Below are 19,790 nucleotides of genomic sequence, written 5' to 3'. Positions count from 1 at the left end.
GGAGAGGGGCTTACAACATGAAACATCGTTATTTGCCGATGACTGACCAAGATATTCAAGAAATGATGAACGTAATTGGCGTATCTTCCATAGATGAACTTTTTTCAGATATCCCGGAAAGTGTACGTTTTGATGGGGAATTGAAAATCAAGCAAGCTAAATCCGAATCCGCATTAATGCGTGAGTTAAGTGAATTGGCTGCGAAAAACAAAGACTTGAGAAAGCATGCTTCCTTTCTTGGGGCAGGTGTGTACGACCATTACATGCCGGTCATCGTGGATCATGTCATCTCCCGTTCCGAGTTCTATACGGCATACACGCCATACCAGCCGGAAATTTCACAAGGGGAGCTGCAGGCTATCTTTGAATTCCAGACGATGATCTGCGAACTCACTGGCATGGATGTTGCAAACTCCTCCATGTATGACGGTTCGACTTCCTTTGCAGAAGCGGCAATGCTTGCTGCAGGACATACTAAGAAAAAGAAAGTCCTGATCTCAGGTGCCGTTCATCCTGAAGCGGAGGCAGTGGTGACCTCCTATGCAAAGGGTCAATACATCGAAGTGGTCGAAATCCCGACTAAAAATGGTGTGACTGACGTAGCAGCACTCGAAGAAATGATGTCGGATGAAATCGCAGCGGTGATGGTCCAATATCCAAACTTCTTCGGTCAGATCGAACCGATGCAGGAGATCGAAAAGCTTGCACACTCCGGTAAGGGGATGTTCCTTGTTTCTTCTAATCCATTGGCACTTGGAGCGTTGACACCTCCTGGTAAATTTGGCGCGGATATCGTAACAGGTGATGCACAGCCTTTCGGGATCCCGACTCAATTCGGTGGACCTCATTGTGGTTATTTTGCAGTGACAACGAAATTGATGCGAAAGGTTCCTGGTAGATTAGTAGGCCAGACAGTCGATGAAGAAGGGCAACGCGGATTCGTACTGACGCTTCAAGCGCGCGAACAGCATATCCGACGCGATAAAGCGACTTCCAATATCTGTTCAAACCAGGCATTGAACGCACTGGCTGCTTCTGTTGCGATGACAGCCCTAGGTAAAAAGGGCGTCAAGGAAATGGCTGTACAGAACATCCAAAAGGCTCAATACGCAAAACGCGCAATGGAAGCTGCAGGATTGGAAGTTACGTTCAGCGGGCCATTCTTCAATGAGTTTGTCGTGAAGCTTTCCACTCCTATCAAAGAAGTGAACCGTAAGCTGCTTGATAAAGGAATCATTGGCGGCTATGACTTGGGCACATACTATCCTGAGCTTGAAAACCATATGCTGATTGCCGTGACAGAATTGCGTACGAAAGAAGAAATCGACACACTAGTGAAGGAATTGGGGGATGGCAGCCATGAATAAGCAAAATCAACCACTTATTTTTGAACTTTCCAGAGAAGGCCGCATCGGCTACAGCCTGCCTGAAAACGATGTGCCAGAAGTAGACTTAAACGAGCTGTTCCCTAAAGAGTTCATCCGTGAAGAAGCACCCGAGCTTCCGGAAGTCTCAGAGCTTGATATCATGCGCCACTACACTGCACTGAGCAACCGTAACCATGGGGTGGATTCAGGATTTTATCCATTAGGATCTTGTACTATGAAATATAATCCGAAAATCAATGAAAACGTCGCGCGTTTCCCTGGGTTTTCCCATATCCATCCCCTGCAGGACGAATCAACGGTGCAAGGTGCGCTGGAATTGATGCATGATTTGCAGGAGCATCTGTTCGAAATCACTGGTATGGATGAAGTGACCCTTCAACCGGCTGCCGGCGCACACGGAGAGTGGACGGGATTGATGATGATCCGTGCCTATCATGAAGCGAACAATGACACAAAGCGTACAAAGGTTATCGTGCCAGACTCTGCACACGGTACAAACCCTGCTTCAGCAACCGTTGCAGGTCTTGAAACGATTACTGTTAAATCGAATGAGGACGGATTGGTAGACCTTGAGGACCTTCGCAGAGTGGTAGGGGAAGATACAGCGGCACTGATGCTGACAAACCCGAACACACTTGGACTGTTTGAAGAGAACATCCTGGAAATGGCGCACATCGTCCACGAAGCAGGCGGAAAGCTCTATTATGACGGAGCCAACCTGAATGCCGTACTAAGTAAAGCGCGTCCTGGGGACATGGGCTTTGACGTGGTTCACTTGAACTTGCACAAAACCTTTACTGGCCCACATGGAGGCGGCGGCCCGGGTTCAGGTCCGGTTGGAGTGAAAGCGGACTTGATTCCTTACCTGCCAAAACCGCTTGTTGTGAAAAAAGAAGACGGAAGCTTCGGCTTCGACTACGACCGCCCGGATTCCATCGGCCGCGTGAAGCCGTTCTACGGAAACTTCGGCATCAATGTCCGTGCCTACACGTATATCCGTTCCATGGGGCCGGATGGCTTGAAGGCTGTTACAGAATACGCGGTTTTAAATGCAAACTACATGATGCGTCGTTTGGCAGAGCATTTCGACCTGCCGTTTGACAGACATTGCAAGCATGAATTCGTATTGTCGGGTAAGCGTCAGAAGAAACTCGGCGTGCGTACACTCGACATCGCAAAACGCCTGCTTGACTTCGGCTACCACCCGCCGACCATCTACTTCCCATTGAACGTAGAGGAGTGCATCATGATCGAACCGACCGAAACGGAATCAAAAGAAACATTGGATTCCTTCATCGATGCCATGATCCAGATCGCGCGCGAAGCCGAAGAGAACCCGGAAGTAGTGCAAGAAGCACCGCACACAACCGTGATCAAAAGATTGGATGAAACGCTAGCGGCCCGTAAGCCTGTGTTGCGTTATCAGAAGGAAGCATAATCGATGGGGCCTTGCCCCTTGTAAGATAGCAGGGACAGATTCCTTGTCCCATAAAGCAGCGGCCGTTTCGTGGTCGCTGCTTTATTTATTATTAAAGGGTTTACGATGTGTTGTAATTTATTGTTATTAGCGAGCGGATCGGCGGATAGATTATGAAGGATTTTGGACAGATTAATACGCACTCTGGATCGATTCAGCGGGCTTCCGGCTAGATTAATGGAGAAAGTCGCTAGATTATGGTGGAAACTCGATAGATTAACGTGGATGATACCCTCACTCCGGTCAAAGCAAGCTGGTGAGGGAATCAAAAGCATTGAATGATACCCTCACTCCGGTCAAAGCAAGCTGGTGAGGGAATCAAAAGCATCGAATGATACCTTCACTCGGCTCGAAACATGCAAGTGAGGGAATCAAAAGCATCGAATGATACCTTCACTCCGGTCAAAACAAGCTAGTGAGGTAATCAAAAGCATTGAATGATACCCTCACTCCGGTCAAAACAAGCAAGTGAAGGAATCAAAAGCATTGAATGATACCCTCACTCCGGTTAAAGCAAGCTGGTGAGGGAATTAAAAGCATTGAATGATACCCTCACTCGGTTCGAAACAAGCAAGTGAAGGAATCAAAAGCATTGAATGATACCATCACTCGGCTCGAAACAAGCTAACGAGGGAATCAAAAGCATCGAATGATACCTTCACTCCGCTCAAAGCAAGCAAATGAGGAAATCAAAAACTTTTAGCTACCCATTTCCATAAATAGCTTCCCAAAATTCATTTCATTTCTCATTTTCCCTTCCACCAAGTATGATTAATAGTAGAAACAAAGGGAGGGATCATGAATGTATTACGCTAAAACCTATGAAGCAAGGGAGGAACTGCTGCACCTACTCGACGGCCTTGAAGAAGATAAACTCCACGACAAAAAAAGTCCGGAGCTTTGGTCTGTAAGCGAAAACGTGGAACACCTTTACCTGATAGAAAACAAGATTGTGAATGGTCTCAAAAAAGCGATTCAAGCCAAGGCTACTGTGGAGGAAAAGGACCTGAACCTCGAGAAAATGCTCGCAAACCGTACATACAAGGTGCAGGCGCCGGAAGATATCGTTCCATCCGGTCATCCCTATACAAAGGCTGAGCTCTTGCAGATGCTCGAGCAATCGAGAGCAAACCTGAATGACTTCATCCAGGATGTTGATGACACATCCCTGCAATCCTATGGATTTAACCATCGCTGGATCGGAGACCTCTCTGCACAGCAATGGGTACAGCTGATCGGGTTCCATGAAAGAAGGCATATAGATCAGATAAAGGAATCCATCCAATAAAGTACAAAAAAGAGCACTTACATTCACAATGAAATGTAAGTGCTCTTTGCTATTAGTTCTTAGTTCTGATCTTGCCGCCCCATTGCTTGAATCCGCCTTTTAGCTGATACAGCTTTGTATGGCCTTGTTTTTTCAGCATCTGTGCTGCACGGCCGCTGCGCAATGTGTTCTGGCAGTAGATGTAGACTGGTTGATCGTTGCGAATCTCTTTGCTTCTCATTTTTAGTTGAGAAAGAGGAATGTTTCTTGCTCCCAGGATGTGTCCGCCCTCATATTCCTTTTGTTCGCGAACATCAATCAGTTGGGCTTTGCGATAGCCTGAACGAAAATCCTCCTCGGATAGAGTGGTGAGAATTTTGCGTTGGTAGAGGAACATGATCACCGAATAGGCAATGATTGCTCCCAAAACTCCTAATAAAACGTACAATGCTGACAACCCCTCTTTATCTTAGTATTCCAAAGTATATTATATAAAAGCTTGGACAAAATGTCATCCTTTTACTAAAGCGGCAACGAAAAACTGCCAAGCTTTAACTTTGAAATAGTGGAGTCGTTTTGTTACACTAAATCATCATACATCATAAAAAGAGGTACAACCTATGACAACAGAAACATGGAGATATATTGACTCAAAAGAACAGTCTCCCGCCTTTAACATGGCTTTGGACGAAGCGCTTCTTGATTGGCACAGCGCAGGGAAGATCCCACCGACCATCCGATTTTATGGCTGGAACCCACCGACATTATCAGTTGGGTATTTCCAGAAAGTGGAAAAAGAAGTAAATATGGATCGCGTAAAGGAATTGGGGCTTGGATTTGTCCGACGCCCGACAGGTGGACGAGGCGTGCTTCATGATAAAGAACTGACTTACAGTGTCATCGTATCGGAAGAACATCCCGAAATGCCACACTCTGTAACGGAAGCATATCGCGTCATTTCAGAAGGAATCCTGGAAGGGTTCAAAGCGCTTGGCTTGGATGCCTATTTTGCGATTCCCCGAACGGAAGAGGAAAAAGAGGGATTGAAAAATCCAAGGTCTGCCGTATGCTTTGATGCACCGTCATGGTATGAGCTCGTGGTGGAAGGCCGTAAAGTGGCGGGCAGCGCACAGACTCGCCAGAAGGGTGTCATCCTGCAGCACGGCTCCATACTACTTGAAATAGACGAGGATATGTTGTTCAGCCTGTTCAACTATCCGAGCGACCGCGTCAAAGAGCGCATGCAGAAAAACTTCAAGAACAAGGCTGTCGCGATCAATGCGCTAAGGGAAACCCCTGTGACGATAGAAGAGGCGAAGGAAGCCTTCTATAAAGGATTTGAAAAAGGTTTGAACATAAAGCTGGAGCCTTATGAACTGACGGCTTCAGAGCTTGAGGAAGTACAGGCAATCATGGATAGTAAATATTCGACGGACGAGTGGAATTATAAAAGGTAACGGGGAATTTTTTTCTCGTTATCTTTTTGTTTTACACAAGATATAGTAGGGTACTAAAAAGGGTCGCCCATATATGTGATAGTCAACCTATAAAAAATAAAAAAATATTTTTCTTGCAAAAGGAAGGATTTTCTTAAAAGGTTGATACATAAACATCGCTATATTTTGCCATTTTACGCAAGTGACAAAATACGTCATTATTTGAGATTTTGTCGAAGTAATCTTTGTTTTTCTCTCTCATCCTCATTAATTTGATTGTTTTTCCATTTGACAAAAAAAGATTTATTCGCCCAAAAATCAATATATAGTATTGTCGAAAAAATGTAAGACACTATATGTTGATATTTTATGTCTTCTTGTGATACGTTATCTATATTAAGATTTTGTACTAGTTTTAGAGGAGTTGTAATAATGACCATTGCCATGAATGAAAATAAACCGAAAATCAATGTAGAACGACTGAACCAGGATATCAGCTTGTTCCCGCAAGTGCATCCAATTACAGAGGGCATGACAACGACTCACAGAGGTGTTTCCCGTCTCGTAATGCTCGATCGTTACGCATTCAAAGATACAGAAAAAGTGACTCTGACAGCGGGAGATTTTGTTGTGCTGACGATCAAGGAAGATCCTAAATTCCCAGCAAGAGGGTTAGGCTACATCCAGGATATCGATTGGTCCACCAAGAAAGCCTCCGTATTAATCGAAGAAGAATATCGTGGTGTTTTGACTAAGCAGGGTGAAGTGGAGACAGGTGTAGTGGTACGCACACTCGACGTCATCGAAAAGCCATTGGAAGTGTATTACGAGCAGATCGCAAAACGTAATGCAACAGGATTGGCTGCAGCCGAAACGACGGAAGAGAAGCGCCAGGAGTGGTTCGAGAAGTTCTACCATGAGCTGGTCAACCTCAACTTTGTTCCGGCAGGAAGGGTATTGTACGGAGCGGGAGCGGATACGGACGTAACGTATTTCAACTGCTACGTGATGCCGTTTGTCCAGGATTCACGCGAAGGCATTTCCGAGCACCGCAAGCAGGTGATGGAGATCATGAGCCGCGGCGGTGGGGTAGGAACGAACGGATCCACCCTTCGACCAAGAAATGCCCTGGCAAGAGGAGTGAACGGAAAATCATCCGGAAGTGTTTCGTGGCTGGATGATATTGCGAAATTGACGCATTTAGTGGAACAGGGTGGATCAAGACGCGGGGCTCAAATGATCATGCTTGCAGACTGGCACCCTGACATCGTGGAATTCATCATCTCCAAAATGCAAAACCCAAGAATTCTTCGTTACCTAATCGAAAATACAAATGATGAAAGCATCAAAAAAGCGGCAGAGGACAAGCTGAAATTCACTCCGCTGACAGATCAGGAAGTCACGATGTACCAATCAGTCACAAACTTCAAGCACATTCCTGGCTATGGTGGATTCACAGAACAGATCATCAGGGACGCAGAGCAGAAGTTGAAAGTGGGCGGTACCTACACGGTGCATAATCCTGAATTCCTGACCGGCGCCAATATTTCCATCACGCTGACAAATGACTTTATGGAAGCTGTGGAGAATGATGCGGATTACGACCTTCGCTTCCCGGATGTCGAAGGTTATGATAAAGAGGAAATGGAAATCTACAATAAGGAATGGTCAGAGGTTGGCGACGTACGTGAGTGGGAGAAGCTTGGCCATAAGGTACGCGTGTACAGAAAAATCAAGGCGAAAGAGCTTTGGAACCTTGTGAACATCTGTGCCACCTACTCAGCTGAGCCAGGAATCTTCTTTATCGATAATGCCAATGATATGACCAATGCGAAAGCATACGGTCAAAAGGTTGTTGCGACGAACCCATGTGGGGAACAACCCCTCGCACCTTTCAGTGTCTGCAACCTTGCTGCAGTGAACCTTGCAGAAATGGCAGACAAAGAAACAAAGACCGTCAACTTCGAAAAACTGAAGCAAACAGTGGAAGTCGGCGTAAGAATGCAGGACAACGTTATCGATGTAACACCTTATTTCCTTGAGGAGAACAAAAAGCAGGCACTTGGCGAGCGCCGTGTCGGATTAGGTGTAATGGGACTTCATGACCTGTTGATCTACTGCGAAACCGAATACGGATCCGAAAAAGGAAATGAGCTTGTGGATCAAGTGTTTGAAACAATCGCAACGACAGCGTACCGTGCTTCTGTTGAGCTTGGAAAAGAGAAGGGAAGCTTCCCGTTCTTACAAGGCGCAACTGAGGAAGAAACGAACCGTCTGCGTAAAGCATTCACCGAAACGGGCTTTATGAGCAAGATGCCGGAAGATATCAAAGAGGGTATCTTGACGTCCGGTATCCGTAACTCTCATTTGCTGACAGTTGCACCAACTGGTTCTACAGGAACGATGGTCGGTGTATCAACAGGACTTGAGCCATACTTCTCCTTCTCTTACTTCCGCAGCGGACGCTTAGGAAAGTTCATCGAAGTGAAGGCGGATATCGTGCAGGAGTACTTGAATGCCAACCCGGAAGCAGATCCGGAGAACCTGCCTGACTGGTTCATCTCAGCGATGGAATTGGCTCCACAAGCGCATGCTGACGTGCAATGCATCATCCAGCAATGGATTGACAGCTCCATTTCCAAAACCGTAAATGCACCTAAAGGCTATACGGTAGAACAGGTGAAAAAAGTGTACGAACGACTTTACAAAGGTGGCGCAAAAGGTGGAACGGTTTATGTGGATGGAAGCCGTGACTCTCAAGTATTGACCCTGAAAGCCGAGGAGAACACAATGGATGAAGAAAGCGAACAGATCCAGATGGAAGATGTCGTGAAAAAGCCGGTAGTGCTGGTGGAAACGATCAATGACCTTCGTTCCACTAACGTCCAATTCGGTTCGGAAGTCGGAAACACATGCCCTGTATGCCGTATCGGGACGGTAAAGGAAATCGGCGGTTGCAACACATGTACTGATTGTGGTGCACAGCTGAAATGCGGACTTTAAAATAAAGTGAAAGACCTATTCGCTCAGTTCGAATAGGTCTTTTATTTTTTGTAAGTACTCACCAGCCCCCTGCTTCATACATTATCCTAAAAGGGGGAATGCCTAATGTGGCAAATGAAAATACCATACCTGATCGGACGGCCGATCGGTGTATCATTTATAAATGGCACTGGCACCTCGGGAGTCCTATGTAGCGCCGATGGGCAAAAGCTTTATGTAATGGAGTATCTTTATCATACCCAGTTTGCCATCAAGCAATATGAATACAGGACAATACAGGATATTCTGCCTTTTCCGGGCTGTCAATGAGAGCGGTGATGAAAGGACATCCCATTAGATGTTCTTTCATAATATTAATGATTGAAATCTTTGAACCTTTCTACATAACTTGTCAGTAGAGCCAAGTTAATGTATCATTTTAATGACGGTTACGATCGTGGATTGGAAATGGAGGGATTATATGCCTACCCCAAGTATGGAAGACTACATAGAACAGATTTATATGTTGATTGAAGATAAAGGATATGCACGTGTATCAGACATAGCCGAAGCATTGGCTGTACATCCCTCGTCAGTAACGAAAATGGTGCAAAAGCTCGATAAGGATAAGTATCTGATTTATGAAAAGTACCGCGGTCTCGTGTTGACTGCAAAAGGCAAGAAAATCGGTAAGCGACTCGTATATCGCCATGAGCTTTTAGAGCAGTTCCTGCGTGTGATCGGTGTGGATGAGGAGAACATCTATGAAGATGTGGAAGGCATCGAGCATCATCTCAGCTGGAATGCGATCGATCGCATCGGGGATCTTGTACAATATTTTGAAGAAAACAAAGAGCGTACAGAATCTTTGCAGCTCATCCAAAAACAAAACGAAGAAAATCAATAAAAGGTCGGACCAGGCGTAATGCTGAGTGGTCGGCCTTTTTTCTTTTGGACAGTTATAATTCCCATTCTCTTACATAAAAAAGGTTATAGAGGTTTATGGTTGGTTGGGAATGGAGGGAGACAATTGGTGATTGACGGAGTGTTCTCCGGTGGTGGAATTAAAGGGTTCGCGTTGATTGGGGCACTTCAAGCAGTGGAACAACGGGGATTGAAATTTCAACGACTTGCAGGAACAAGCGCCGGTTCCATCATCGCTTCCTTTGTAGCTGCAGGCTATACAGCAGATGAAATATATAAGATGCTTGGGGAGACGGATGTCCTGGATTTCCTGGACCAGCGAAGAACGTTACTGCCTTCCCCTGTGGCAAAATGGCTTTTGCTATATTGGCGGTTGGGATTGTACAAGGGGGAAAGGCTGGAAAGCTGGGTGAAAGAGAAACTTGCCGCAAAGGGAGTGCATACATTCGCCGACCTTCCCGGACAGAAGTTGCGAATCATCGCTTCCGATCTGACAAGCGGGAGGATGGCTGTGCTGCCCGATGATCTGCCCAGATATGATATCGATCCCTCCAAGTTCTCGGTTGCGAAGGCAGTGAGGATGAGCTGTAGTATCCCATACTTTTTCGAACCGGTTAAAATAAAGGGAAAGGGAGTCTGCCATCTATTTGTGGACGGTGGCGTGCTCAGCAATTTTCCTATCTGGCTATTTGATAATGACCGGATCCCCAAAATCCGGCCTGTGCTTGGAATCAAGCTGAGTGCTAAGCAAAAGGATCTGCCGGTAAATAAAATCAATAATGCGATTACCATGTTTGGTGCCCTATTCGAAACGATGAAGGATGCACATGATGCCCGATATATCGACAGGCGCCATGAAAAGAACATCATTTTCATCCCGATGGACCACATTGCGGTAACGGAGTTCGCCCTCACTGAGGAAAGAAAAAGGGGATTGGTCGAGATAGGGAAAAAACGGGCAGAAGCATTCTTGAGAACGTGGAGTTATTGATTTTTAGCATAAAAAAATCGGACCGTTTAAAAAAACGCCCGATTTTTTTTCTTGCCTTTTTTTCCTTCAATGACAGTCAGGTGGGAAGAGCTTCTTCTTTTTTGAGCAGAGGATTTTACCCCGGTTCTATCTTTGCCAATGAGGGGAGTCACATTGTTTTTTGGTTTCGCAGAAGGATATTTCTTTTTGGACTGCTTTACTGCCTTGCTGTATCTTGCATCTGTCCGACCACCGCCGATCCTGCCCTGTATGAAATGACGGAAGACGAGATAGAGGACGGTTGCCCCCCCAACTATTAATAGAAGGCTTTTGAATAGTCCTCCGGGATTCTGGAACAGCTGGATAGCAAGATAGAACCCAGCCAGTGATAGCAGCATGATCAAAATCGGTTTGCCAAAGCCTCGTTTCACCCTAGTCACCTCCCTGGTCGTCTTAGAAAAAGTATTTCCGATAATTTTAGTTTGTGTAAATAGTATATTTTATAGGATAAGGCTTGTTGCGGATTTTTATACTATTTCTTCAGTATTCTTTTTCTCTGAATCTTGTTCAAGCTCTAAAAGTTTATTGAAGGAATGTATTGCCACTTCCACCTGATCGTCAGAGGGCTCTTTTGTTGTAAGTAGCTGCAGCCATAGTCCAGGATATCCGAGCAATCGCAATACAGGGACTTCACGGACCTTGTTTGTCAGCTGAAGGACTTCAAAGGAAATGCCCAGTACCACAGGGATGAGTGCCAAACGGTTCAACACGCGCGCCCATAGCGGGTCCGTCGGGACTAGCAGGTAGATGAAAAAGCCGACGATCACGGTGAAAAGGATAAAACTGCTGCCGCATCGGTAATGTAGCCTAGACTGGCTTTGAATATTGCTTACAGTTAATTCTTTCCCGTTTTCATAGGCGTTAATCACTTTATGTTCCGCACCATGATATTGAAACACCCTTTTCACAATCGGTGTGAAAGAAATGAAATATATATAGGCTAATAGAAGCATCAGCTTAAAGACCGTCTCGACTAATACCTGAGCGAAATCACTTGGGAATATAGGCTTCGTCAAGTTTGCCAGGAATACAGGCACAAGCGTGAAAATGAATTTCCCGAAAATGAAGGAAAGAATCCCCACTGCTGCAACGCTTAAAATCATTTCTAGCTTGGAAGTTTCCTTTTTGTTATAGATGACTTCCTCGTCATCAACTGGATCCACATCATATCGTTCTGTTGAGAAGTTCAGATGCTTGGAGCCATTTCCGGCCGCCTCCACGATTGCGACGACACCTCTTAGGAAGGGGATCCGCTTCAATTTTTGTAATGTGGGGTTTGTTTTTCTTGGCACATGTAAATACTCGATTGAATCATCTTTCCTGCGGATGGCTGTTACATAATGGCGTTTTCCGCCGAACATGACACCCTCCACCACTGCCTGTCCACCATAGACGGGCTTTGTTTCATTTGACATATAGACACCAACCTAACTTATTCTAAGAAGAAAATTTTCCTATTTACTAATATTCTACCTGAATCTTGAAAAAACCTCTACTCTCGTTCCTTTTCATTTTTTTTAATTCTCATGAATGGTTCCTTTTTATAATGGAAAGATATGTTTATATGCCATTTTGAGAGGGAGTAATAAGCGTATGAGTGAAAACGAAAACCAAGAGCTTGAACAGAATAAACGCGAACAGCCCATGAGCTTTATGACCAAAGTGATCATAACAGGCTTTGTCGGGGGGGTTCTTTGGAGTATGATCGGCCTCTTCGCCTATATATTCCATTTTACGGAAATAAGCCCGAATGTGGTGCTCCAGCCTTGGGCTTTGGGCGAATGGAAAAAAGGTGTGCTGGGGTATATTATCAGCTTCATCCTGCTTGGCCTGTTCGGTATCGGTGCTGCGCTGATCTATGCAGCCACCCTAAAAAAATTCAGGCATTATTGGATTGGAATCATCTATGGAATTGTCCTATGGGGTGTTGTTTTCTTTCTATTGAATCCGATGTTTCCATCCATAAAGACAGTAACAAAGTTGACGCTTGATACAAATATCACGAATATTTGCCTTTATATTCTCTTTGGCGTTTTTGTCGGCTACTCAATTTCTTTTGAGCATTCCGAGATGGTGACACAAAAGCAGCAGCAACAAGATCAGCCCTCAGCAAATAGGTAGTAGGAAAAGTTGGAATGTGATAGAATGTTCAGTAATTGGACATTCTTTTTTTACGTGTTCATATTTGTTAAAAGGAGTCATGACATGCGCCTACTTGTTCTGAATGGACCGAATCTCAATCGGCTTGGTCTGAGAGAGCCGGCAATCTACGGGAAAGACACATTAAAGGATCTTGAAAAGCAATTGGAAACCTTGGCGGCAGAGCTTGGGATTTCGATTGACTGCTATCAGAGCAATCATGAGGGCAATCTGATTGATAAGCTACACGCGGCGGAAGATGTCTTTGCTGGGGTTGTCATCAATCCTGGCGCCTTCACCCACTATAGCTACGCGATCCGAGATGCCATCGCAAGCATTTCGATTCCGGTAATGGAAGTACATATTTCAAACATACATAAGCGTGAAGAGTTCCGTCATACATCCGTCACCGCACCTGTTACACACGGGCAGATCATCGGTCTGGGACTGTATGGCTATCACTTGGCAGTACAAGGGTTGGTAAGGATAATTAAGGGGGAGTAAGGGAATGGAAAAATTAACAAGATTAAGAGAGAGTTTTCAAGGATTGAACATCGATGCATTATTAGTGACGAGTGGAAAGAACCGTCAATATTTAACTGGCTTTTCAGGGAGTGCAGGAGTAGCGGTCATTACCGAGGATAAAGCTGTATTCATCACAGACTTCCGCTATACCGAGCAGGCGGCCAAGCAGTGCGTGGGCTTTGAAATCGTCCAGCATAAAGGCGGACTTGTGGAAGAAATAGCTGCGGTTGTAAAAGACCTTGGAGTCAACAAGCTTGGCTTTGAGCAGGATCATGTGACATTCTCAAGCTACTTGAACTACAAAACGACCATCAAAGCGGATCTTGTACCGGTTTCAGGCGTTATTGAAAAGTTACGCTTGATTAAGAATGAACAAGAGATTAAGATATTAAAGGAAGCTACGCAGATTGCTGATGCAGCTTTTGAGCATATCATCACGTACATAAAGCCTGGCCTTACAGAGCTGGATGTTTCCAATGAGCTTGAATTCTTCATGAGAAAACAAGGTGCGGTGTCATCTTCTTTTGATATCATCGTTGCTTCCGGGTACCGTTCTGCCCTGCCGCATGGTGTTGCATCCGACAAAATCATCGAAAAAGGTGAGTTTGTCACACTTGATTTCGGTGCCTACTATAAAGGCTATAACTCCGATATCACACGTACCCTGGCGGTTGGAGAGCCAAGTGACGAATTGCGCAACATCTACAATATCGTCCTTGAAGCCCAATTGAGAGGGATGAAAGGAATCAAGCCTGGCATGACTGGTCGCGAGGCGGATGCCCTGACCCGTGATTATATTACGGAAAAAGGCTATGGCGAGTACTTTGGACACTCAACCGGACACGGACTTGGAATGGAAGTTCATGAAGGACCTTCCTTATCGGTGAAATCCGAAACTGTATTGGAACCAGGAATGGTTGTGACCGTGGAACCGGGCATTTATGTTGCAGGATTGGGCGGAGTTCGTATCGAGGATGATACGATCGTCACAGAATCCGGCAATGAATCACTGTCCTATTCCACAAAGGAACTTATTATTTTGTAAAGGTAATCTCTTCGCTTGGTGGAGTAGACTGAATCTCTCAGGGATACAATACCGGTAGGACTACTATTTACATAGCATTAGGAGGAAACATAATAATGATTTCAGTAAACGATTTTCGTACAGGCTTGACTATCGAAGTAGACAACGGAATTTGGCGCGTAATGGATTTCCAACACGTTAAGCCAGGAAAAGGGGCGGCATTCGTTCGTTCCAAACTGCGCAATCTGCGTACAGGTGCGATCCAGGAAAAAACGTTCCGTGCAGGTGAAAAAGTAGGGAAAGCGCAAATCGACAACCGCAGAATGCAATACCTTTATGCAAATGGCGACATGCACGTTTTCATGGACAACGAGTCCTATGACCAACTTGAATTGCCAGCAGGCCAAATCGAGTATGAGTTGAAGTACTTGAAAGAAAACATGGAAGTTGCCATCATGATGTACCAAGGTGAAACGCTTGGAGTAGAGCTTCCAAACACTGTAGAGCTTAAAGTGGTAGAAACAGAGCCTGGCATCAAAGGGGACACAGCTTCCGGCGGTTCCAAGCCGGCAATCGTTGAAACTGGCCTATCCGTTAACGTACCTTTCTTCGTAAACGAAGGCGACGTTCTGATTGTCAATACAACTGACGGTTCTTACGTTTCAAGAGCATAATTGTTTTAGGGAAGAGGCTGACTGGGCCTTTTCCCTTTTTTTATGAAAAGCATTTAAAAAAGCCTGCACAAAAGCAGGCTCACCCCTCATCAAACCATTTCACATCATTAACACCTTCGATCAATTTCCGTGCATCAGAACCATCCAGCCCGCTCATCCAGACACTTTTCCAGCCGTTGGCATCTGTACGGATCCAGCTAAGCATTTTATGCTTTTTCAAAGTAACAGGTTTTTCGTCTGAAAATCCCTCGGGCAGATCGACAAACGGCTTCCCGGAACTCTTTTGTTCGTCCTCTTTGCTATTGATCAAAATAAGGCCGGAGCGAAAATCGGCTAAGGTGTCAGATTCTTTCCCTCGTGCAACGACTATTCTGGTATCGTCGAGCCAATCAAAGTTTACGTCTGCAAATCCGTCAGGCGTGAAGATTTTAGTTTGACTCGGTAAAACACTTTGCACCGTCAGTCTTTTATTTTTGACTCCGCCGCGCAATCTGCCGCCACCTTGGATCGAAGCAAGGTGCGACTTGGAAGGAGCCCATTTGATCCAGCCCTTTTCCCGTAGGATCTCGCCCATTGGTATCAAGACTTTGTTTTCTTTTACAAAAACGGTCAACATGTTGCTGTCCTCCGACCATGAAGCCGTAGGTGAGACGACGAATGCCAGGAGCTTGCCGTCCTTTGACCAGTTGAAATTCTCTGCATCAATGGAAAGAATGGATAGATCGTCCAGCTTCAGGGGGGAGGATATGGTTAAGAGAGGCTCCACCTTGACATCGAGCTCCTGATTTTTGTGTTCAGCATCCCACTTGACCTCATATAGCCTCGGGTGGCTCCATCCGTCCGGGAACATGACGGCACTTGCCGAGGCTATCAGGTTTTCACCCTCTGCATCCCAGGAAAAATGGGAAACACCGCCATTCAACTGGTGGATGATCGGCTTGTTATCCTTGAACTCTACGACTGAGAGAAAGGAGCCGGTCAAAAAAGCGAATGAATTCTTCTTTGGATTCCATTGAACGTCATGTCCAACCATCTTGAGTTTAGTGTGTGTATTGGTGGGAACATGATATAGCCATATGGCAGGTTCTTCTCCCTCTGTCTCGCTTTTTTCCTCAAAGCTCAACCATTGTCCATCCTTGGACCACCCTAGATTGGAAATGGACAGATTTTCCTGCAAAAGCACCTCAGATCCATCCATATAAAGCCATAACGCTTTGTCCCGGATAAATGCAGCTTGAAGGCCATTTGCTTCTGCGGCTTTTGTGGATGGTATAAGAAACATGAGCAGGACCAACGTCAGCCATATTTTTTTCATGGTGCGTTCCTCCTATTTTTCAGTATGAGTAGTTGACTATCCTGCTAGTGTCCCCTGTGTCCCTCGATTTCATGAAAACCTAGTTGAAAAACTTAAAAAAGATGGTATAGTAAAGTAGTGGATTTATTCCTGAATATATTTTTTCATAATTTGTGCAAACGGTTACGCAATCGTTACCATAGAAATAATGAAGTTAAAGTGCTTTTGACAAGGGAGTGTATCGTGTTGAAAAAGATATGGTGGAAAGAGGCAGTTGCCTATCAAGTGTATCCAAGAAGCTTTATGGATTCCAACGGCGATGGAATCGGTGACTTACGAGGTGTCATCTCGAAATTAGACTATTTAAAGGATCTTGGCATAGATGTTATTTGGATCTGTCCGATGTACAAATCCCCGAACGTGGACAATGGATATGATATCAGTGATTATCAGGATATCATGGAAGACTTCGGTAATATGGCAGACTTTGATGAACTATTGGAAGAAACGCATAACCGAGGGATGAAGCTGATCATTGATCTGGTTATCAATCATACAAGCGACCAGCATCCTTGGTTCATCGAATCGGCATCCTCCAAGGATAACCCGAAGCGAGACTGGTATATCTGGGAAGACGGAAAAGACGGCAAGGAGCCTAATAACTGGGAAAGTATTTTCAACGGTCCTGCATGGCAATTGGATGAAAAGACCGGCCAGTACTATATGCATATCTTTGCAACAGAACAGCCTGACCTGAACTGGGAAAACAAAGATGTACGCTTTGCCCTATATGACATGGTGAACTGGTGGCTGGACAAAGGAATCGATGGATTCCGCGTGGATGCAATTTCCCACATCAAAAAAGAACCTGGATTCCCTGATCTCCCAAATCCGAAGAACCTTGACTATGTTCCTTCCTTCGATTACATGATGAACGTAGACGGCATCCAAAAGCATCTTGAAGAGTTGAAAGAGCAAACGTTTGCGCGTTATGACATCATGACGGTGGGCGAAGCGAACGGCGTCAAGCTGAACCAGGCGGACGAGTGGGTCGGAGAAGAAAACGGTAAGTTCAATATGATTTTCCAGTTTGAGCACCTTGGACTTTGGGAAAAAGGGACAGAAGGCGGCGTGGACCTTCTTCAACTGAAAGAGACCCTGACCAAATGGCAAAAAGGCTTGGAAGGTAATGGATGGAATGCATTATTCCTTGAGAACCATGACCAGGCGCGTTCCGTTTCAACATGGGGAAATGACAAGGAATATCTTGTAGAAAGTGCAAAATCACTAGGTGCACTATACTTTTTGATGCAAGGGACACCATTCATCTATCAAGGCCAGGAGCTTGGAATGACGAATGTGCGTTTTGAAAGCATCAACGACTATGATGATGTAGGAATGAAAAATCTCTACAACATCGAAAGTGCAAAAGGGGAAGAGCATGCACAGAAGGTGATGGAGATCATCTGGGCAAAAGGCCGCGACAACTCCCGTACGCCAATGCAATGGAACGATCAGCCAAACGGCGGATTCACAACAGGAACCCCGTGGATGGGAGTCAACGAAAACTACAAAACCATCAACGTGCATATGCAATGGAACGATCCAAATTCCGTCCTCAGTTTCTATCGGGACATGATCAACCTTCGTAAAGCGGAAGAAGTATTCGTCTACGGCGCGTATGATCTAATCTTGGAAGACGATACAAAAGTGTACGGCTACACAAGAACCCTAGAGGATAAAGTGGCGGTTGTACTTTGTAACCTTAGCGGGGAAGAAGCAGAGATCGAATTGGATGCTTTGGAGGTTTCTTCAAGCGACCTTCGCATGCGGAACTATGACGTGGAAGAGCATGAGAATGCTTCTGAAATGACATTGAAGCCTTATGAAACAAGAGTGTATGTGTTGAATAAATAAAGAATCTAACCGCCGGCTGTGAGTTGAAGCCGGCGGTTTTTTAATGTTCTGTGGATGTGCTGGCCGAGGTTTGTGAAAATCTTTTTAAAGGAAACTAACCTATATCGATAAAAATAATAGGGGAATGGAATGCGAACCAAAATACAAGCATTAATAACAATCGTTAATGGGAGAGACCGGTCGGCCTTTGGAAAATTTTATCTTGAATATGAGGATTTGCTTTATAAAATTGCAACCAGGTATGCTGCTAATTCTGGAGATGCGGAAGCGCTATTGGAGCGGTTATTCGAGGAACTTTGGAATCGTCCGGAAGTACTTTGGCAAACAAGGGAAAAACACTTGTCTGTTTTATTGGTCAAACGGATGATATTTTTATGTGAAGAGCGAGCATTGGGACGGGCAGAGTAATATGATGCCTGTTTTTTTAATATTCTTACAAAAATCCGGAGTGAATTGGTATAGTAGTTATATGAAAGGAAGTGGGCTATGATCTATAAATCTCGTACCGAATCTGCTGAATTGCTGATGTTCAAATCGCTGGGCGTCAGAATGGAATTGCCGGAAAAAGATAAACTGCACTATCTTTCCCTGCAAAAGGGTTACGATGGGGAAGTGATGTTTGATACTTTTACCGAAAAACTTCAGAGTGAATGCCTCATTCTTAATGACTTACTCTTCAAAATCAATAACACCGTGTTTCAAATCGACTCGTTGATCATTACTGCAGCTGTAATACATTTTTATGAAGTGAAAAACTTTGAAGGTGATTTCTACTACGAATCCGATAGGCTATATACAAAATCCAAAACGGAAATTAATAATCCCCTGACTCAATTGAATAGGGGTGTCTCCCTGTTCCGCCAATTACTGCAAAGCCTAGGCATCAACATGAAAATCGATCCCTCCGTGGTATTTATCAATCCCGCTTTTACCCTTTACCAAACCCCACTCGATAAACCATTTATCTTCCCAACCCAACTTTATAGACATTTGAATGGCATAGATAAGACGTCTGCAAAACTATCTACCAAACATAAGCAACTGGCTGCCCAACTAGTTTCCCTGCATTGTGCAGATTCCCCTTATAAACAAATACCTGCTTATACTTTTGAGGGATTGAGAAAAGGGATGCTATGTTTTAAGTGTGCCTCGATCTCCCTTGCTGTTGTGGGGCATAATTGTGTTTGTGGAGAGTGTGGTTATGTTGAAAAGGTTGGAGAAGCAGTGATGCGGAGTGTGAAGGAGTTTCGGCTTCTTTTTCCTGGGGTGAGGATTAGTACTAGGATAATTCATGAATGGTGTGGGGGTTTACTTTCAAGAAAGAGAATTAAAAATGTGCTTGAAAAGAATTTTAAGAGAGTAGGAGTTCGTCAATGGACCTTCTTCGAATGAAGAAGGTTCTTTTTTATGGGGTTAGAGGTTCATCATAAGTGTGATGAAAGCCCTTTTCACCTCTCGAGCATGGTAAAAGGTTCATCATAAGTGTGATGAAAGCCCTTTTAGCTTCTCGAGCATGGCAAAAGGTTCATCATAAGCGAGATGAAAGCCCTTTTCACCTCCCGGGCATGGCAAAAGGTTCATCATAAGCGGGATGAAAGCCCTTTTAGTCTTCCGAGCAGATTAAGTCCATATAATTGTGTAAAAAGAAAGAGTCATTTTATTCACTCTTGGCAACACTGTTTTCAACCACGATAAACAATGAAAAGAGGAATA

The 19,790-nt window shown here is 44.8% G+C and carries 19 protein-coding genes; 15 read left to right on the top strand and 4 right to left on the bottom strand.

The genetic code is table 11. The annotated features are described in order from the left end of the window. Positions 1-17: 17 nt before the first annotated feature. From gcvPA to JOC95_RS09615, 3 genes are all read left to right on the top strand, one after another. Complete coding sequence (gene gcvPA, locus JOC95_RS09625; protein WP_204415607.1) at positions 18-1,367, top strand: aminomethyl-transferring glycine dehydrogenase subunit GcvPA; 1,350 nt, start codon at positions 18-20, stop codon at positions 1,365-1,367. Next, positions 1,360-2,826, top strand: coding sequence for an aminomethyl-transferring glycine dehydrogenase subunit GcvPB (gene gcvPB / locus JOC95_RS09620; protein WP_204415604.1), 1,467 nt, complete (start codon positions 1,360-1,362; stop codon positions 2,824-2,826). The genes gcvPA and gcvPB overlap by 8 nt, the downstream gene beginning before the upstream one ends. Before the next feature lie 841 nt (positions 2,827-3,667). Beyond that, positions 3,668-4,153, top strand: coding sequence for a DinB family protein (locus JOC95_RS09615; protein WP_204415602.1), 486 nt, complete (start codon positions 3,668-3,670; stop codon positions 4,151-4,153). A 52-nt stretch (positions 4,154-4,205) separates the two neighbouring features. Here JOC95_RS09615 and JOC95_RS09610 read toward each other — a convergent pair whose 3' ends face one another. After that, positions 4,206-4,589 (bottom strand): rhodanese-like domain-containing protein, encoded by a 384-nt coding sequence (locus JOC95_RS09610; protein ID WP_224839985.1) that lies wholly within the window; start codon positions 4,587-4,589, stop codon positions 4,206-4,208. A gap of 163 nt (positions 4,590-4,752) precedes the next feature. On the opposite strand from JOC95_RS09610, the gene JOC95_RS09605 reads away from it, so the two are divergent. From JOC95_RS09605 to JOC95_RS09585, 5 genes are all read left to right on the top strand, one after another. After that, positions 4,753-5,589: a lipoate--protein ligase family protein gene (locus JOC95_RS09605; protein ID WP_204415600.1), complete on the top strand. Its 837-nt coding sequence runs from the start codon at positions 4,753-4,755 to the stop codon at positions 5,587-5,589. 411 nt (positions 5,590-6,000) lie between these two features. Further along, on the top strand, positions 6,001-8,571 hold the full coding sequence (locus JOC95_RS09600; RefSeq protein ID WP_204415598.1) for a vitamin B12-dependent ribonucleotide reductase: 2,571 nt from the start codon (positions 6,001-6,003) through the stop codon (positions 8,569-8,571). A 105-nt stretch (positions 8,572-8,676) separates the two neighbouring features. Beyond that, entirely contained in the window at positions 8,677-8,880 is a 204-nt protein-coding gene (locus tag JOC95_RS09595) for a hypothetical protein (protein WP_204415596.1), read from the top strand. Positions 8,881-9,031: 151 nt separating this feature from the next. Then, positions 9,032-9,457 (top strand): transcriptional regulator MntR, encoded by a 426-nt coding sequence (gene mntR, locus JOC95_RS09590; RefSeq protein WP_204415594.1) that lies wholly within the window; start codon positions 9,032-9,034, stop codon positions 9,455-9,457. Between the two features lie 123 nt (positions 9,458-9,580). Further along, entirely contained in the window at positions 9,581-10,465 is an 885-nt protein-coding gene (locus JOC95_RS09585; protein ID WP_204415592.1) for a patatin-like phospholipase family protein, read from the top strand. Between the two features lie 26 nt (positions 10,466-10,491). Here the strand turns inward: JOC95_RS09585 and JOC95_RS09580 are convergent, their stop codons facing one another. Together JOC95_RS09580 and JOC95_RS09575 are read right to left on the bottom strand one after the other, a co-directional pair. Next, positions 10,492-10,875, bottom strand: coding sequence for an SA1362 family protein (locus JOC95_RS09580; protein ID WP_204415590.1), 384 nt, complete (start codon positions 10,873-10,875; stop codon positions 10,492-10,494). A gap of 96 nt (positions 10,876-10,971) precedes the next feature. Beyond that, the gene (locus tag JOC95_RS09575; RefSeq protein WP_204415588.1) at positions 10,972-11,919 is read right to left on the bottom strand and encodes a DUF1385 domain-containing protein; all 948 of its coding nucleotides are present in this window, start codon (positions 11,917-11,919) and stop codon (positions 10,972-10,974) included. Positions 11,920-12,097: 178 nt separating this feature from the next. On the opposite strand from JOC95_RS09575, the gene JOC95_RS09570 reads away from it, so the two are divergent. The 4 genes from JOC95_RS09570 to efp all read left to right on the top strand — a co-directional run bounded on the left by JOC95_RS09570 (position 12,098) and on the right by efp (position 14,866). Beyond that, positions 12,098-12,625, top strand: a complete 528-nt coding sequence (locus JOC95_RS09570; RefSeq protein ID WP_204415585.1) for a YqhR family membrane protein — start codon at positions 12,098-12,100, stop codon at positions 12,623-12,625. Positions 12,626-12,709: 84 nt separating this feature from the next. Next, positions 12,710-13,147, top strand: coding sequence for a type II 3-dehydroquinate dehydratase (aroQ, locus tag JOC95_RS09565; RefSeq protein WP_204415583.1), 438 nt, complete (start codon positions 12,710-12,712; stop codon positions 13,145-13,147). Between the two features lie 4 nt (positions 13,148-13,151). Next, positions 13,152-14,213 carry a M24 family metallopeptidase gene (locus JOC95_RS09560; protein WP_204415581.1) on the top strand — a complete coding sequence of 354 codons (1,062 nt, stop codon included), beginning with the start codon at positions 13,152-13,154 and terminating at the stop codon, positions 14,211-14,213. A 95-nt stretch (positions 14,214-14,308) separates the two neighbouring features. Further along, positions 14,309-14,866: an elongation factor P gene (gene efp / locus JOC95_RS09555; protein WP_204415579.1), complete on the top strand. Its 558-nt coding sequence runs from the start codon at positions 14,309-14,311 to the stop codon at positions 14,864-14,866. Positions 14,867-14,945: 79 nt separating this feature from the next. Here efp and JOC95_RS09550 read toward each other — a convergent pair whose 3' ends face one another. Beyond that, positions 14,946-16,181 carry a hypothetical protein gene (locus JOC95_RS09550; RefSeq protein ID WP_204415577.1) on the bottom strand — a complete coding sequence of 412 codons (1,236 nt, stop codon included), beginning with the start codon at positions 16,179-16,181 and terminating at the stop codon, positions 14,946-14,948. 225 nt (positions 16,182-16,406) lie between these two features. Between JOC95_RS09550 and JOC95_RS09545 the strand changes: the two genes are divergently transcribed. From JOC95_RS09545 to JOC95_RS09535, 3 genes are all read left to right on the top strand, one after another. Beyond that, positions 16,407-18,077: a glycoside hydrolase family 13 protein gene (locus JOC95_RS09545; protein ID WP_204415575.1), complete on the top strand. Its 1,671-nt coding sequence runs from the start codon at positions 16,407-16,409 to the stop codon at positions 18,075-18,077. 129 nt (positions 18,078-18,206) lie between these two features. Continuing rightward, on the top strand, positions 18,207-18,485 hold the full coding sequence (locus JOC95_RS09540) for an RNA polymerase sigma factor (RefSeq protein WP_204415573.1): 279 nt from the start codon (positions 18,207-18,209) through the stop codon (positions 18,483-18,485). A gap of 78 nt (positions 18,486-18,563) precedes the next feature. Beyond that, positions 18,564-19,469, top strand: a complete 906-nt coding sequence (locus JOC95_RS09535; RefSeq protein ID WP_204415571.1) for a nuclease-related domain-containing protein — start codon at positions 18,564-18,566, stop codon at positions 19,467-19,469. Positions 19,470-19,790: the final 321 nt, after the last annotated feature.

The organism is Sutcliffiella tianshenii, assembly GCF_016908565.1.
Classification (GTDB): domain Bacteria; phylum Bacillota; class Bacilli; order Bacillales; family Bacillaceae_I; genus Sutcliffiella_A; species Sutcliffiella_A tianshenii.
Note: the sequence above shows the minus strand (reverse complement) of the source record. Positions and strands in the feature narration are given on the sequence as shown.